Raw genomic sequence first — 16,068 nt, 5'->3', positions numbered from 1 at the left:
GCGCATCGGGCCGTCCCGGGCTCGGACCGGGACGGGATCTGTACGAGCTGCGCGCGGTTAGCCGACGTTCTCGCCGTTCAAACGCGAAGCGAACTCGGCGACGGTCATCGTCCCCAGGTCCTCCCCACCCCGCGTACGCACCGCAATCATGCCATTGTCCTTCTCGCGGTCGCCGGCCACAAGCAGGTACGGCACGCGCTGCAGCGTGTGCTCGCGAATCTTATAGCCGATCTTTTCGTTCCGCAAATCCGACTGGACCCGGAACCCTTGATTTGCAAGGAGTTTCCGGACTTCGTCCACATAATCGGCCTGGGCGTCGGTGATGTTCATCACGGTGGCCTGAACCGGGGCCAGCCAGGCCGGGAACTGGCCGGCGTGGTGCTCGATCAGGATGCCGATGAAACGCTCCATCGAGCCCACGATGGCCCGGTGCAGCATGACCGGGGTGCGGCGCTGGCTGTTCTCGTCGACGTATTCCGCACCCAGCCGGCCCGGCATCATGAAGTCGACCTGCATCGTGCCCAGCTGCCAGGTCCGGCCGATCGCGTCCTTGAGGTGGTACTCGATCTTGGGGCCGTAGAAGGCGCCCTCGCCCGGCAATTCCTGCCACTCGACCCCGCAGGCGCCCAGGGCGCTGCGCAGGGCCGCCTCGGCCTTGTCCCAGGTGGCATCGTCGCCGAGGCGCGAATCGGGGCGCAGGGCGATCTTGATCTGGATGTCCTCGAAGCCGAAATCGCCGTAGACCGCCAGGGCCTGGCGGTGGAACGCGGTGACCTCGGACTCGATCTGGTCTTCCAGGCAGAACACGTGGCCGTCGTCCTGGGTGAAGCCGCGCACGCGCAGGATGCCGTGCAGCGCGCCGGAGGGCTCGTTGCGGTGGCAGGAGCCGAACTCGCCGTAGCGGATCGGCAGGTCGCGGTAGCTGTGCAGGCCCTGGTTGAACACCTGGACGTGGCCCGGGCAGTTCATCGGCTTGACCGCGTAGGTGCGCTTCTCCGACTCGGTGAAGAACATGTTCTCCTTGTAGTTGTCCCAGTGGCCGGACTTCTGCCACAGCGACACGTCCAGGATCTGCGGGCAACGCACTTCGCCGTAGCCGCTGTCGCGGTAGACGCGGCGCATGTACTGCTCGACGACCTGCCAGATCGACCAGCCCTTCGGGTGCCAGAACACCAGGCCCGGCGCCTCTTCCTGCAGGTGGAACAGGTCCTGCTGCTTGCCGATGCGGCGATGGTCGCGCTTCTCGGCTTCCTCGATGCGCTGGATGTACGCCGCCAGTTGCTTCTTGTCGGCCCAGGCGGTGCCGTAGACGCGCTGCAGCTGCTCGTTCTTGGAATCGCCGCGCCAGTACGCGCCGGAAATGCGGGTGAGCTTGAAGGCCTTGAGGAAACGCGTGTTCGGCACGTGCGGGCCGCGGCACATGTCGACGTATTCCTCGTGGTAGTACAGGCCCATCGCCTGCTCGTCGGGCATGTCCTCGACCAGGCGCAGCTTGTAGTCCTCGCCGCGCGACTGGAACACCGAGATGACCTCCTCGCGCGGCGTGACCTTTTTGATCACGTCGTAGTCTTTGTCGATCAGCTGAACCATGCGCTGCTCGATCGCGGCCAGGTCCTCGGGCGTGAACGGACGCTCGTACCAGATGTCGTAGTAGAAGCCTTCGTCGATGACCGGGCCGATCACCATCTTGGCGGTCGGGTACAGCTGCTTGACCGCGTGGCCGACCAGATGGGCGCAGGAGTGGCGGATGATCTCAACGCCTTCCGGGTCCTTCGGGGTGATGATGCGCAGCTTGGCGTCGTGGTCGATGCGGTCGCTGGCGTCGACCAGCTTGCCGTCGACCTCGCCGGCCACGGTGGCCTTGGCCAGACCGGCACCGATCGAGGCGGCGACGTCCATGACGGACACGGGATGTTCGAATTCGCGGCGGCTGCCGTCGGGGAGCGTAATGGCGATCATGGCGGGGTCTTCGTAGGCTCGGACGTTGGGTGAGTAGCCGCCCCGGCCGGCAGCGCCCCTTGCAAGGGCGAATCTGCGGCGGCGGCAGCGACCCGGAATCGGGAGTCGGTGCGAAACAAACAGCGGGGAGTGGCGAAACCGGTCGGATCGCCCGACGGGCAAACCCGTATCGGGCAGCGCCGGCGAAAGCGCCGGTGGAGACGCCGACAAGCCGGCGGCAAGAAAAAAGCGCCACGAAGGCGCCTGCATCTGCGGGGCCTCGGGCGATTCAGCGATGGGCGCGGGTAGTGTCCATGTCGCACGCTAGGCCGGCGGTTCGCGCGGGCCACCTGGATTCGGGACGCGGCCGGATGCCGCGTCGCAGGCGCTAATACTTGGGGACGCAGTGGGGTCTAGTCAACCGCGGAGGGAAGGAGTTCCCTGAGCAGACGGCCTTGACGGCCGCATTCTCCCTGCCTGGGCCGGGGCTGCACATGGTCGAGCCGCCCCCCCGGTCCGTCCCGGATGAAGACGCCACCGCACGCATGACGCAGGTGCGGCTCGGCTTGCGCAAAGTCAGTCACCTCAGATCGAACGGGCCCCGGTCAACGCCCTGCCGTCATTTGCCGCACCCGCAAGCCGTCGATTTATTTTGAACCAGTTCGCATTTAATCCATAGAATAAACAGGCATCGCGTCGACTCAACAAAGCACATATTTCGCGCTTTCGACCGAAGCCTCGCAAAGCAGTCTGTCGACGCGATCCGCGTCTGAGTTCGCAACAGGGGGTTGCATGAGGAAGTTGATGGCCGGGGCGATCGCCCTGGGCTGCGCGCTGGTGGCGTCGGCAGCCTATTGGCAAACCGATTCGGCAGCGCAGGCTAGCGCTGATGCGAAGATGGCTGACGTGACGATGGCTCGCGCCGAACCGAGCGCGACGGATGCACGCCCTTGGCGCTCGCGGCCGAGCGAGTCGAAAACCACTTACCTGCAATCGGCCGACGCAGCGGGCACACCGGCCGCTGGCGAGTTCTCGTTCTTGCCGCCGATCGAGTACGTGATTGCCAGCGCCCGGTCCGACGACAAGATCTACCCGCTCGCGGTCGCCGTGGGCGACGTGACCGGCGACGGCCGCGACGACCTGGTCGCCACCAGCGTTTCCTACCGCAACAATCCCACTTATCTGCAACCCAACGCCCAGAAAGTGCAGGTCTACGCCCAGCAAGCCGACGGCACGCTGGCGGCCCCGCTCGCGCTGGACTACGCCAGGCCCGGCGGCCCCAGCGGAGACGCCAGAGGCTTGGAGCTGGCCGACATGAACGGCGACGGCGTCCTCGACATCGCCATCGTTTTTCCCGCCGGCGCAGCCATCTTCGTCAACAACGGCGCCAGCGGATTCCGCGCTCCGGCGATGGCCGCTCCGCCATCCAGCACTACGGCCGAAAGCGCCATCGCCCTGCTCGATTACAACCAGGACGGCCGCCTCGACGTGCTCGGCGTAGGGTTCTCGGGCGGCGTCACCGCTTATCTCGGCGACGGCAACGGCGGCTTCCTGCCCGGCCCGCCGCCGCAACTCAGCGGCGCGCCCTTCGGCGATGCCATCCCGCGCGTCGCCGACGTGACCGGCGATGGCCTGCCGGACCTCGTCTTCGCCACCGACTACAACGCGGCACTGGTGGTCCGCACCCAGCTTCCCGGCGGCGGGCTGTCGGCCATGCGCGGCTACCTTGCGCCCAAGAACGGCAAGCGCGCGTTCGGCCTGTCGGTCGGCGACTTCAACCAGGATGGCCGCAATGACGTCGCCTTCTCCGGCTCGCTGGAGTACAACGCCACCGTCGGCACGCTCTCGATCTATCACCAGAACGCCAACGGCCTGCTCGACGCGCCGGCGCCGGTCAGTTGGATCAATACAGAAGCGCTGTACATGACGCTCGCCACCGACCTGGACCGCGACGGCAAGACCGACCTGACCGTGCTCGACCTTGGTCCAGGCAATGGCTACGGCGGCCTCGGCATTTATCTGCAAGGGGACAACGGCCTGCTGCCGCCGCGGCTGGAAACGCGCTCGGCTACCACCGAAGAAATCTCCACGCCCCACGGTATCGCCTCCGGCGATCTCAACGGCGACGGCTGCACCGATGTGGTCTACGCCACCGGCACCGCCTCGGTCGTGAACCACGGCCGGAACTGCAAGCCACGACGCTTGCCGATCCCGCCGCAGGACCTCGACGGCGACGGCGACAACGACATGATCTGGCACTACAGTGCCGGCTATCTGGCGACCTGGACGATGGAAGACGGCGCGCGCCTGAGCGGAACCTCGTATACGGTCGCCCGCCCCTGGCGGGTGCTCGCAACGGACGACTTCGACGGCGACGGCCGCAGCGAAATGGTCTGGAGCGATGGGCAGTCGATGCAGATGTGGCGCAGCAACGGCGCAGGCGGCTATATCGGTCTGCCGATGAAAAATTACCCGATCGGGTATCGCCTGGTCGCCCACGGCGACTTCGATGGCGACGGCAAGGCCGATCTGGTCTGGCGAGATGGCCCGGACAGCGTCGTGTCCCTTTGGTACATGGACGGAGCCACGATCAAGCGCGGTCATGCCTCGGCGTTGTCGTGGACCTGGCAGGTAGCCGGCACCGGCGACTTGAACGGCGACGGCCGCACCGACCTGCTGATCAGCGACACGAGAACCCTGCGACTTTGGTCCGGCCGCAGCGGCGCCGGATTCGTCGACGCCGTGATCGGCGCTTACCCAACCGGCTGGACCTTGGCCGGCAGCGGCGACAGCAACGGCGACGGCCGCTCCGAGCTGTTCTGGCGCCTGCCCCGAAGCGAACATTTCGCGCGCTGGATCATGGACGGCAGCCGCCGCACCTCCGGCATTTCCTACCGCCAGGGCGCAAGCTGGGACGTGCTCGACATCGCCGACTACAACGGCGACGGCCGCGACGACGTGCTCTGGAGCGACGGCAGCCAGATGCAACTCTGGCCCGCGCAAGACCGCAGCTTCGGCGCCCAAGCCATGCCGGCCTACCCCAGCGGCTGGGTCTTGCAACTCTGATCCTGACTCAGCCTCTTGGGCCGCGATTCCGTCGCGGCCCAAGAGCCGCGCTGTCGCGTCAACGAGCGTCGTCCGAAGGCGAGTTTCGGTTGCCGGCGTCGGCGGCGTTCGCCCGAGCTTCGTCAGGTTTCGATTGCAGCCATTGCCGGGCAAAGCTCCTCGCCGCCGTCGAGGAGACATGGTCGTCGTCCCAATACAGCGAGAACCCCTCGCGCAGGACGCCGCAGGAATCTCCGCTGCAGAAATACGCCTCCGGGTCGATTACCCGCACGTTCGGATAGGCCGCCGCCACGGTATTCAGCAATCTGCGCGACCGCTCGGTACGCGCCAAATAGTGCGTCCTGGATTCTGCGCAGGATTGCAGTTTGCCGAGGTCGATGCATTGTTGCGCGCGCGCGGCGAGTTCGGGCGTCGGGCCCACGATCAATACCCGCTCGGCCAGCCCGCTCGCTGTCGCCATGGTCGTCATGAACGCGTCCTCGAATTCCGCTGCGCGCGCATCGCCGAGGAACGACGACCACCGCGCGGCGACGATCAGCGTGCGCGGCTTCAGTCGCCCGAGATAGGCCAGCGCCATCCGATTCGAGGCCTCGCAAGCCGGCGCCTTCGATTCGTATCCCTTGACGCCGGCGAACCCCAATGCCGGGCCGCAGGAATCGCGAGTGATGTTGATGGCGGCGCGATCGGCGATCTCCCAGGCGAACGGTTGCCACGCCAAGGCATGCGAGTCGCCCCATATCACCGTATCGATGGTCTCGTCGGACGAGGCGCACGCCGGATCGGGAACCGCCGGCACCGGCGACGAACTGCTGGCATGGCAAGCCGCCATGTTTTCGGGGCGGTCGCGCGACGCGCGCGCGCCGGCGCCCTTGCCGTTGTCGATATAGCCGACGAACCCTAATAGGCCCATGGCGAGTGCGGCCGATACCGCAGCCCCCGCACTGGCCGTCCGGACCGGGCCGGCGCCGACCATGCCGCGAAACGGCCGTTCGATCCAGCGATAACTGAGCCAGGCCAAGACGATGGCTGCGAAGACCAGCCCCGCCTTCAGCTCGGGCGACGACGCCTCGATGCTTCCGGCCTTGGCGATCGCCAATAGCGGCCAATGCCACAGATACAGCGAGTACGAGATCAAGCCGACGAATACCATCGGGCGTGCGCGCAACAAGGCACCCGCGCCTCCTAAACGGCCATCGACATGGATGCTCCACAGAACCAGGACTGCGCCAGCGACGGCCGGCAGCGCGCCGAGCCCAGGGAAATGTCCCGGTAGAAACGGAACGAATAACGAGCTCATCGCTAGAGCCACGCCGGCATAACAGGCAAGCAGCGCTCCCCTGCCCGCTCGCATCGGCGACATCGCGACCAGGCCGCCGGCCGCCAACTCCCAGAATCGGGTCGGCATCTGATAGAAGGCCGCGTCGTTGCCGGCACCGATGAGGCGCTCGGCCGCGACCAAGGAGGCCGCCGCCAGGCACAACGTCAGTCCGATCATCCACGGCCGCCGCAACCGCAGCAGGCCGAGCATCAGCAGGGGCCAAAGCAGATAGAACTGCTCCTCTACGCCCAGCGACCACAGATGCAGCAAAGGCATGGCGCCGGAGTCGGCGTCGAAGTAGCCGCCGGTTCGCGACTGGAAGAAGAAATTTCCGACGAAGAGCAAGCTGGCCGCGCCCGATTGCGCGACCGTGCGCTGGTCGTCCGGAGACGGCACATACAGCGCCGTCGCGACGACCGTCGCGATGCATACGGCAATCAACGCCGGCAGCAGCCGACGCACTCTGCGCGCATAGAACTCGAGAAAGTTTAGGCGCTTCCGCTCGCCCCATTCGCGCAGCAACAGGCGGGTGATCAGATAACCCGATATAGCGAAAAAGATATCGACCCCGACGAAACCGTTGTCGAGCAGCGGCACTCCGGCGTGATAGAGCACTACGCCGATCACCGCGATGGCGCGCAGGCCATCGATTTCCGGACGATAAACCAGCGCGCCCGGACCCGGACGATGATCCGCTCTCATACCCATCTGTTCGTCGAATTCGCCATGGCCAGCCCCCCTCCGGACCGCGTCGGAGCTCTCGAGTTTCGCGATTGCCGTACGGCCAGACAGGCTGGCCCGCTTCCCCATGAGCCACGCGGCAACGCGTGGCGCCGCACATCCTATCGCCGCGTGTCCGGCCTTGCCAAAAACAGAAAGGCCCGGCTTGCGCCGGGCCTTTCGTCACCGAATTGGTGGGCGGTACAGGGTTCGAACCTGTGACCCCTACCATGTCAAGGTAGTGCTCTACCGCTGAGCTAACCGCCCGTCGCCGTCTTGCCTGAAACCTGCTGCAAACTCCCCGGCGAGGGGCGCGCAGTGTAGCCCAGCTAGCGGCGGCGAGCAACCGTTTTTCTTTTCGGCCGAGCAGGCCTCCCTCAGGCCGCGAACCCCGCGTCCTTGAGCCGGCGCAGTTGGTCGCGCACCGCCGCGGCCTCCTCGAACTCCAGGTCGCGGGCGTGCTGGTACATCTGCTGCTCCAGGGCCTTGATCCGGGCGGCGAACTGGGACGGGCTGAGCGCGGCGTAGTCGGCGGCCTCGTCGGCGACCTTGCGCCCCTTGCCGCGGGCTTTGAGGCCGTCCGGATCGACGCGCGCGCCTTCCATGACGTCGACGATGGTCTTGCTGACCGACTTGGGGGTGATGCCGTGCTCGGTGTTGTATTCGACCTGCTTGTGGCGGCGGCGGTCGGTCTCCTCGATCGCCTTCTGCATCGAATTGGTGACGCGATCGGCGTACAGGATCGCCTTGCCGCGCAGGTTGCGCGCGGCGCGGCCGATGGTCTGGATCAACGAGCCGGCCGAACGCAGGAAGCCCTCCTTGTCGGCGTCGAGGATCGCCACCAGCGATACCTCGGGCATGTCCAGGCCCTCGCGCAGCAGGTTGATGCCGACCAGCACGTCGAACTTGCCCAGACGCAGGTCGCGGATGATCTCGACGCGCTCGACGGTGTCGATATCCGAATGCAGGTAGCGCACCTTGACCCCGTGCTCGGCGAGATACTCGGTGAGGTTTTCCGACATGCGCTTGGTCAGGGTCGTGATCAACACGCGGTCGCCCATGGCGACGCGCTCGCGGATCTCGCCGAGCACGTCGTCGACCTGGGTCGCGACCGGGCGGATCTCGACCTCGGGGTCGATCAGGCCGGTCGGGCGCACGACCAGTTCGGTCACCTGCCCTTCCGACTTGCGCAGTTCGTACGGCCCCGGCGTCGCCGAGACGAAAATCGAACGCGGCGAACGGCCCTCCCACTCTTCGAACTTCAAGGGCCGGTTGTCGAGCGCCGACGGCAGGCGGAAACCGAACTCGACCAGGGTTTCCTTGCGCGAGCGGTCGCCTTTGTACATGGCGCCGATCTGCGGAATGGTCACGTGGGATTCGTCGATGACCAGCAGGGCGTCCGGCGGCAGATAATCGAACAGACACGGAGGCGGTTCGCCGGGCATGTGCCCGCTCAAGTGCCGCGAGTAGTTCTCGATGCCGTTGCAATAGCCGACCTCGGCGAGCATCTCCAGGTCGAACTGGGTGCGCTGGGCCAGGCGCTGGGCTTCGACCAGCCGGTTCTGGGCGTAGAGCAGCTCCAGGCGTTCGCGCAGCTCGTCCTTGATCGTTTCGATCGCGTCGAGCACCGTGCGCCGCGTCGTCACGTAATGCGAGCCGGGATAGATCGTGTAACGCGGGACCTTGCTCAAGGTTTCGCCGGTCAGCGGATCGAACAGGGTCAGGTTCTCGATCTCGCCGTCGAACAGCTCGACGCGCAGGGCCTCCGAGTCGCTTTCGGCCGGGTGCACGTCGATGACCTCGCCGCGCACGCGGTAGGTCGCACGGCGCAGCTCGGTGTCGTTACGGGTGTACTGCATTTCGGTCAGGCGGCGGATCAGCTCGCGCTGGTCGATACGCTCGCCACGGACCATGTGCAGGACCATGCGGAAGTATTCGTTCGGGTCGCCGAGGCCGTAGATCGCCGACACCGTGCAGACGATGATCGCGTCGCGGCGCTCGAGCAGGGCCTTGGTCGCCGACAGGCGCATCTGCTCGATGTGCTCGTTGACCGAGCTGTCCTTCTCGATGAAGGTGTCGCTCGAGGGCACGTAGGCCTCGGGCTGGTAATAGTCGTAATAACTGACGAAGTACTCGACCGCGTTATGCGGGAAGAATGCCTTGAATTCGCCGTACAGCTGCGCGGCGAGGGTCTTGTTCGGGGCCATGACCAGGGTCGGCTTCTGCACCGCCTGGATCACGTTGGCGACCGTATAGGTCTTGCCCGAACCGGTCACGCCGAGCAGGGTCTGCTGGGCCAGGCCGTTGTCGAACCCCTGGATCAGGCGCTCGATGGCCTGCGGCTGATCGCCCGCGGGCGAATAAGGCGCGACCAGTTGGAAACCGGGGGACTGCTGACTGTCGTCCATCGTGCGACCCGAGCGTTGCGAGTCGTCCAGTTTAGCTAAGTCGGTCGCAGCGAGTGCGAACGGGCCCTCAACGGCGAAGGCCCGCTCCGGGAGCGGGCCTTCTACGGGCGCACGAACTACATGTGGCCGAAGATCAGTTCAGGTTCCAACATTCCTTCAGCGAGGCGTCGCTCGGTGTTTTCGCCCCGGTGTTGGTAATGCCGAGCGTGCCGCACTTGTCCTTGTTCTGGCCGGTGCTGGCGTTCGGCACCGCCTGCAAGCTGAATGCGCTGGCGGTAGGCGCCCCGTTCAACGAGATCGTGTACTGGGCGTCTCCGTCTTTCGGAGACTTGGTCGGTGCGCCGATCGAGGCCAAATTCGCTCCGACGTACGTGTTTTGCATGGTGTAGTAGCGTTCCATCGCCTGAGCGGCTTCGGCCAGGTCCGCTTTGGCTTGGCCCCGACGGCTCTTGCGCACGCTGTCGTGGTAGGTCGGCACCGCAATGCCGACCAGGATGCCGACGATGGCCACTACGACCATCAGCTCCATCAGAGTGAAACCCCGCTGAAGGCGCGTCGCCGCTTTTGCAAACTGCTGCTTCATGTCCGTTCCCCTTTATCGGATCTGGCGCCAGGACTGGCGTCCGCACGGCCTGGGCAGATAGATCGGCTGCGAGCCCGAAGTCTGCACCATCACCGAGCACTTGGCCGCGACCGCCTTGGCGATCTCTTCCTCGGTCGCGGTGACGGGCAGGATGTCGGTCTTCGGCGTGGCCACCACGGCGATGTCCTTGACCGGCGCCGAGCCCTTGCCGCTCGCCTGGCCCTTCAGCTTGACCGCGCCGACCTTGTCGCCGAAGCGGTTGCCGGTTGCCGAGCCGATGCGCGCATTGGACAAGCCGCCCGCGCCGCTGAGTGCATCCAGGCCGTACAGCCAGTTGTTGCCGTCGGTCGAACAACCGTCGGTGCTGTTCGGGTCGTAGGTCGGGAAGAACAGGATGCCGTTCTGCAGACGCGGATTGCCGATGAAGCGTTCGCCGGTCGCGACCGGATTGCCGCTGGCGCCCGTGTCCACGCCGAGATTGATGTACCAACCCTTCTTGGTGGCATCCAGACGACTACCGGTCACATAGCGCAGCATCGCGCCGGTGGTATCGGCCTCTTGATTGATGAACTGCGCCTGCAGTTCGCTGCGCCCGGTAACGACCGCATTGCGATCGATGATGCCGTAGACACTCTGCATCGCCTTGTCGCTGGGATCGTCGACGAACGAGAAGCTGCCGGTACCGAACAGGACCATCACATCGTTGCCGACCGTGGTCACCTCAAGGCCGCCGAGGATCGGCTGGCGCAGGTTGTAATCGTCCTTGTAGCGGGCGATGAACAGCGGATTGCCGCCAAGAGCGACCGAATTGTCGCGCAGGTCGAATTTCCAGATCGCACCGTTGAGATCGCCGGCATACACCGTATCGGCAAAGCCGTCGCGAACCTGGACCGCACTGGTGCCCTGGTAGCGGTCGATCACGACCACGTTGCCCAGACCGTTCTTGGTGCGAGTCGGCAGGGTGCCGCTGGTTTCGGTGGCCGTGATCCGGGTCACCTTGCCGTCGGCGATGTCGACCAGGAACAACACGGCTTTGCCGTTGACGCTGTCGTAGCCGTTGCCGAAGATCGCCTTCCACTTGATCGCACCGCCAGCCTCCTTGACCGGAACGATCGCGATCTTGCCGAGCACGCTGCCGATGTCTTTGCCGCCGTTGGCGTCGCTGACCTTGTCGTTAACCTCCCAGAGCACGTCAAGCGCGTTCTGGTTGGTCACATCGAGCGCGAAAACGCCACGCCCACCGGCGCCTACGCTGGCGGCGACCACGGTCTTCCAGGCACTGCCGTCGTGCGCGTCGGACACGGTGACCAGGCCGTCGACGTAATAACGGTGCTGGAATACCTGGTCGTTACGATCCGCGGCGTTGTACGGGAACAACAGATTTCCCATATGCCCGACCGCAGTCGCCGGGATGTAAGCGAATGCCTCCCTGCCATCGGTGCCGTCGAAGGCATGGAACATGCCGTCGTTCGCGCCGACGTAGACGAAAGGCTTGCGCGCACTGGTGCGCTTGCTGGTCAGATAGTTGTTGTAGTTCAGTACGTCGCCGGTGGAACCATCGGCGCTGCGCAATCCGCGATAGCCATAGTCGTCGCCCAGCGAGGAGATGACCGGGGTCGAGTTGACGATGTCGCCGAGCAGGGTCGTACGCTTGCGCAGCTTGCCGCCATCGTGCGTTTTGTCGCCGCGCAGGTAGGCCACGGCCTCGGCTCCGGTCACGCCGCCGGTGATGCGGTTGAACTTGCCTGCGCAGTTCTGCAATGCATCGCTGCACAACGCAGTCAGCACGGCCGCGTCGTTTGCACCCAATGCGGTGGTGGTGAAATCCACGACCGTCGGCTTGACGGCGCCGCCGCCGGTGGCGCCGAACGAGATCGTGCGGCCGGCCGCACCGACCAGGTTGGCCGAAGCTTCCCATTTGGTGGTGAAGGTGATCGTGCCGGTGACGGGGTTGTTCTGCGCCGTATAGGCCGTGAGACGGCTGAACCAATCGGTTCCGTTGTTCGCCGACTCGTAGGTGGGCTCGACCGAAAGCGTGTTGGTTCCGAGACGCGCGCCGCTGAGGCCGATCGTGCCGGACGGAGTTGCGCCGCCGCCGACCGAAGCCAGGATTTCGCGCATCGCCGAGGTGATGTCCGCCGGCGTCGAGGCGTTGATGTACTTGCCGCGTGCGTTCATGGTCGCGTGCCAGATTTCGTCGACCGTGCTGGGCGCATCGTTCTGGAAAGCGCGCCAAGCCGGATAGCCGGCCGGCGTGTAAGGATCCGGCGTATTGGTGACCGGATTGTAGGTAACGCCGTAGATGTCACCGCGCGCGCCCAGAGTCACGCCGTAGAAATTCATATGCGGATCGGCGCGGCAATCCAGCTTGGGATCGTTCGGCGTGGTCTTGCAGGCCTCCGGCACCGGCACCTTGCCCAGGCCCAGGTCGCTGCGCAGCGTGGCCTTGTAATACTGCGCGGCGGTGTCGGCGAGCGTATTGGGATGCTGGTCGGCCAGCGGCGGAGGCATATCCGAGTCGTGCGAGCCCACGGTGGGGCCCCCGCCGTTGCTGTAGCCGTCGGTGAACAGCATGCCGGCATTGATCTGGCAGGCAAACTTAACCGGCGCACCCGCATCCGTGCGCATGAACTGCTTGCCGATGTGCTCGACGGCGAAACGGTTGGGCGTACCGCCAGATGCGTTCAGGGCCAGCAGTTTCTCGTTGTAGAGCGCCGCCTTGTCGGCAGCCACCGACATATCGCGCATCACGACGTCGGTGTAGCTGGTCGGATTGATCGTGAACATGCCGACGCGCATCTTCTCGGTGCGTTCCAGCGACAAGGTCAGCGCGGCTTTCATCGCGCGGTTGCGATTGCCGTAGAAACTGAACCAGTTGGCGAAGTTCTGAATCGCCGGCGCGTACGCGCCTGCGGCGAAGTTGGCCGACTTGATTTCGTACTTGTACAGATCGCAACCGTTACCGCAGGCATTCGTCGCCGTGGTCGGCGTGGCGGTGTAGCCCCATGCGGCGCCCGCGGTAGCAGATTTGAGATAGACCGTCGCGGGGTAGTACTCGATCGCCACCTCGCAGGCCGTGGTCAGGGTCCGGGCGGAACCCAGCGTATTCCAACCGCCGCCGCTCAGTCCGCCGCAGCCGCCGTCGTCGTAAGTCTGATACACGGTTCCTTGCGGCAGGATCGCACCCTGCGGAACCAGGAAATGCTCTTCGCGGGTAGCGTTGGAACGCCAGTTGGATGCCAGACTGATGGTACGAGAGTCGTCGCCGGGATCGACCCGGGTCGCCGTGACGCTCGCCTGCGGATAATCGACGATCTCGTTGGAAGCATTGGGCCGCTTCCACGGCGAGTAAGTCACCAGGGGATTGAAGTAAGCCGGGTTGAGGTCCGGCGAACGGGCGAAGCCGAAATTGTCGATCGGCGCGATCGCCCGGCGATTACCGTCGATGCGATACCCTCGGGACGGAATGGTGTGGTGGTACCCGTTCATGTCGCCGTTGGTCGGCTGACCGTTGGCGTATTCGATCTCGTTGGCCACGCGCAGACGCGCACTGGCGCCGGTGCCGGTGAAGTAGCCGTTGGTGGCCCTGGAACCGTAGTCCCAGAAAGCTGCGCCATCCTGTCCCGGAAACAGGGTCTGAAAGGTCATCGAACCGGAATTGTCGACCGCCATGACGAATGCAGGCGGCACGGTGACACTGGAGTTCAACGGCACCTGGGCCAGCGAGCCGCCGGCCTGGATGGCGTTGGCGTTGTAGAGCCAGTAGCCGCCGCCGGCAAGCGCCAGCACGAGCGGAACGGCGATGTATACGCGCGGGGAAGTCATGGCGTTACCCTCAGGGCACGAAAATGGTGTCGATGACGGCGTCCGAACCCGGATTAGCGCCGCGATCCACGGCGTAGGCCGTGACTTGGAAAATCAGATTGGTGTTCTCGCTGATCGGCGAGGTGCCCATGCCGATGCCGGTGCCGCCGGATACGCATTCGTCGATGCGGCGGGTATAGCTGAGCTTGGCCGGCAGCGGGTTGGCGTACTTGAGCGTCTCCGCCCAGGCCGAGGGGTCGAACCCGGCGGTGCATACCGATTCATCCAAGGCGATGGATTCGGTGCCGCCGCTCTGCACTTGGCGCTGCAGATCGCTCTCCTTGCCGCGCGCACGCCCTTCGGCGTTCTGGAACGCCATATTGGTCGAACGGTAACTGGCCGTCATGCGCTCCTGGAGCCCGGTGACCTGCATCGCGGTGATGCCGAGCAGCGCGAGCAGGATCAGCATGATCAGGGCGACGTACAGCACCGCGCCCCGTTGAGCGCGGGGGGAAGTGAACGGTCGAGTACGGATCGTATTCATGGCAGGCCTCAATTTCCGTACAGCCGGTTGCGCAAGGCGATATTGGTTTCGTACACGGAGCGATAGCGCTGATCGTTCGGCAACGTCAACTGGGTGCCGAGCGAACGCGGCGCGGTCGTGCGTTGCTGCGCCGAGGCCGGATCGGTGCTGCGGATCAACAGGCCGACCTGCATGCCGCCGACGCGCTGCCAACCGCCGCTGCTGTCGCTAGCCGGCAAGAGTCCCGCCGCGGTGCGCACGCCGTCGATGACGCCGGTCGGGGGCTGAGCAGGATCGGTGACCGTATCCTGCGCAAACAGCAACTGCATGTTCTCGACGCTTTCGACGATTTCTTCCGCGGTACCGCCGACCAGCGACACCGCCGCGGTTCCGGGGGCCGCGTTGAAGCGCGCCCGGAACAGGGTCGGCTCCTTGACGCCACCGCCCCGGTCCTTCAGGCCGATGTAGTAGACGAGCGTCTCGGCGCGATACAGACGCGCCTGGCCGGAGGCGAACGTATCGGACCCGTCAAAACTGATTTGATTGACGCCGCTGCTGCCCACGGTAACGACCTTGGCGCCGGTAACGTCGGCAAGCGCATTGGCCTGGAACAGCACTACCGAGCGGCAGTCGGCGATGCCGAACAATCCGGGGTTCTCGACCGCCCGGGTCAGCACGCCCCACTGGGACGAATTGACTCGAATGGTCGCCGGATTGCCGGTGGTGAAACCGGTGACCTCGGCGCTCTCGGGCGACAAGAAACGCAGCACCAGGATGTCGCTGCCGCGGATCGGCCTCGGGTTCAACGCGGTAAAGAACGGACCCTCCACCGCAGGCACCCAATCACCGGCGTTGCCTTCGACCGGGTTGGCCGACAGGTTCAAGGTATCCGCGGGCCCACTATTGGCGGCCTCGTACCCACGTACCGAGTAATCGAAGCGCAGCGGCAGACGATCGGCGGGGACCGTCGTGTAGTTGCTGCGATCGCTGAGGAACAATTCCCCGAACATGCCGTTGCCGGCATAGAAATGCGCCTGGTCGGATACGCAACCGAAATGGCCGCTCATGCGCGCATCGCGCTGCAAAGCATCGATCGCGAAGCGCGAGCTTTCCTGGGCACGGGCCAGGCCTTGCGCCATCTGATACGAGGCGCGAGAGGCCGAGAAGATCTCTACCAGACCCAGTATCAACAGGCCGCTCAACAGCAAAGCCACCATCAGCTCGATCAGCGACAAACCCAATTGCAGTCGACGGCTCACAGTGCGCTCTCCATCAGGAATTCGGTTCCAGTGCCGCTGATGCCTCTCCAACGCTTGTCGTCGTCCCAAGTTATTAAGATGCTGACGGTCTTGTCGGGCTTGACTTCAACGACCGCCTTGCCGCTCTCGCCCAAGGCCTCGCGCATCCGGCAAGTGAAGGCCGCCTTGCGGTCGTCCGGCGTGACCTTATTGATTTTGGCGCAACTCGCGTTCGCGGTCGCCGACGAAGCGAGGTAGGTCCCGCTGTATTTGGCCGCCAGCAGGCGGTTCGAACGGATGTCGTCGAGCAGATCGCTGGAGAGATTGGTGGCGATGGTGCGCTGGTTGGCGCTCTGCGACAGGCGCAGGTTGGTCGTCTGCAGCATCGCCAGGCCGAGCAGGCCCAGCCCCAGTACGAGCACGGCCATCAGCACCTCGATCAGACTGAGGCCGCGTTGCGTCCTCATGGA

Annotated in this window: 9 protein-coding genes and 1 tRNA gene; 1 reads left to right on the top strand and 9 read right to left on the bottom strand. The window is 65.2% G+C overall.

The genetic code is table 11. The features are described from left to right. Positions 1-57 precede the first annotated feature (57 nt). Positions 58-1,959, bottom strand: a complete 1,902-nt coding sequence (gene thrS, locus ACKN61_RS08175; RefSeq protein WP_223621219.1) for a threonine--tRNA ligase — start codon at positions 1,957-1,959, stop codon at positions 58-60. Positions 1,960-2,730: 771 nt separating this feature from the next. On the opposite strand from thrS, the gene ACKN61_RS08170 reads away from it, so the two are divergent. Continuing rightward, the gene (locus tag ACKN61_RS08170) at positions 2,731-5,004 is read left to right on the top strand and encodes an FG-GAP repeat domain-containing protein (protein WP_408953068.1); all 2,274 of its coding nucleotides are present in this window, start codon (positions 2,731-2,733) and stop codon (positions 5,002-5,004) included. Between the two features lie 58 nt (positions 5,005-5,062). Here ACKN61_RS08170 and ACKN61_RS08165 read toward each other — a convergent pair whose 3' ends face one another. The 8 genes from ACKN61_RS08165 to pilV all read right to left on the bottom strand — a co-directional run bounded on the left by ACKN61_RS08165 (position 5,063) and on the right by pilV (position 16,065). Then, positions 5,063-7,024, bottom strand: coding sequence for an acyltransferase family protein (locus tag ACKN61_RS08165; protein ID WP_408953067.1), 1,962 nt, complete (start codon positions 7,022-7,024; stop codon positions 5,063-5,065). Between the two features lie 210 nt (positions 7,025-7,234). Beyond that, positions 7,235-7,309, bottom strand: a tRNA-Val gene (locus tag ACKN61_RS08160). A 110-nt stretch (positions 7,310-7,419) separates the two neighbouring features. Then, positions 7,420-9,450 (bottom strand): excinuclease ABC subunit UvrB, encoded by a 2,031-nt coding sequence (gene uvrB / locus ACKN61_RS08155; protein WP_408953066.1) that lies wholly within the window; start codon positions 9,448-9,450, stop codon positions 7,420-7,422. A 133-nt stretch (positions 9,451-9,583) separates the two neighbouring features. Then, positions 9,584-10,033 (bottom strand): type IV pilin protein, encoded by a 450-nt coding sequence (locus ACKN61_RS08150; RefSeq protein WP_408953065.1) that lies wholly within the window; start codon positions 10,031-10,033, stop codon positions 9,584-9,586. 12 nt (positions 10,034-10,045) lie between these two features. Beyond that, complete coding sequence (locus ACKN61_RS08145; protein WP_408953064.1) at positions 10,046-13,858, bottom strand: pilus assembly protein; 3,813 nt, start codon at positions 13,856-13,858, stop codon at positions 10,046-10,048. Between the two features lie 10 nt (positions 13,859-13,868). Further along, positions 13,869-14,381, bottom strand: a complete 513-nt coding sequence (locus ACKN61_RS08140; RefSeq protein ID WP_408953063.1) for a PilX N-terminal domain-containing pilus assembly protein — start codon at positions 14,379-14,381, stop codon at positions 13,869-13,871. Positions 14,382-14,389: 8 nt separating this feature from the next. Next, complete coding sequence (locus ACKN61_RS08135; protein ID WP_408953062.1) at positions 14,390-15,619, bottom strand: PilW family protein; 1,230 nt, start codon at positions 15,617-15,619, stop codon at positions 14,390-14,392. Continuing rightward, a complete protein-coding gene (gene pilV / locus ACKN61_RS08130; protein WP_408953061.1) occupies positions 15,616-16,065 on the bottom strand; it encodes a type IV pilus modification protein PilV in 450 nt (149 codons plus the stop codon). Before pilV ends, ACKN61_RS08135 begins: the two co-directional genes overlap by 4 nt. Between the last annotated feature and the right edge of the window lie 3 nt (positions 16,066-16,068).

It is taken from the genome of Lysobacter sp. Hz25, from assembly GCF_046097045.1.
GTDB lineage: Bacteria > Pseudomonadota > Gammaproteobacteria > Xanthomonadales > Xanthomonadaceae > Lysobacter > Lysobacter antibioticus_B.
Note: the sequence above shows the minus strand (reverse complement) of the source record. Positions and strands in the feature narration are given on the sequence as shown.

What these genes read in the sequence shown, in the direction of transcription:
- thrS (WP_223621219.1), bottom strand. Translation starts at nt 1,959, where the DNA reads ATGATCGCCATTACGCTCCCCGACGGCAGCCGCCGCGAATTCGAACAT.
- ACKN61_RS08170 (WP_408953068.1), top strand. Translation starts at nt 2,731, where the DNA reads ATGAGGAAGTTGATGGCCGGGGCGATCGCCCTGGGCTGCGCGCTGGTG.
- ACKN61_RS08165 (WP_408953067.1), bottom strand. Translation starts at nt 7,024, where the DNA reads ATGAGAGCGGATCATCGTCCGGGTCCGGGCGCGCTGGTTTATCGTCCG.
- uvrB (WP_408953066.1), bottom strand. Translation starts at nt 9,450, where the DNA reads ATGGACGACAGTCAGCAGTCCCCCGGTTTCCAACTGGTCGCGCCTTAT.
- ACKN61_RS08150 (WP_408953065.1), bottom strand. Translation starts at nt 10,033, where the DNA reads ATGAAGCAGCAGTTTGCAAAAGCGGCGACGCGCCTTCAGCGGGGTTTC.
- ACKN61_RS08145 (WP_408953064.1), bottom strand. Translation starts at nt 13,858, where the DNA reads ATGACTTCCCCGCGCGTATACATCGCCGTTCCGCTCGTGCTGGCGCTT.
- ACKN61_RS08140 (WP_408953063.1), bottom strand. Translation starts at nt 14,381, where the DNA reads ATGAATACGATCCGTACTCGACCGTTCACTTCCCCCCGCGCTCAACGG.
- pilV (WP_408953061.1), bottom strand. Translation starts at nt 16,065, where the DNA reads ATGAGGACGCAACGCGGCCTCAGTCTGATCGAGGTGCTGATGGCCGTG.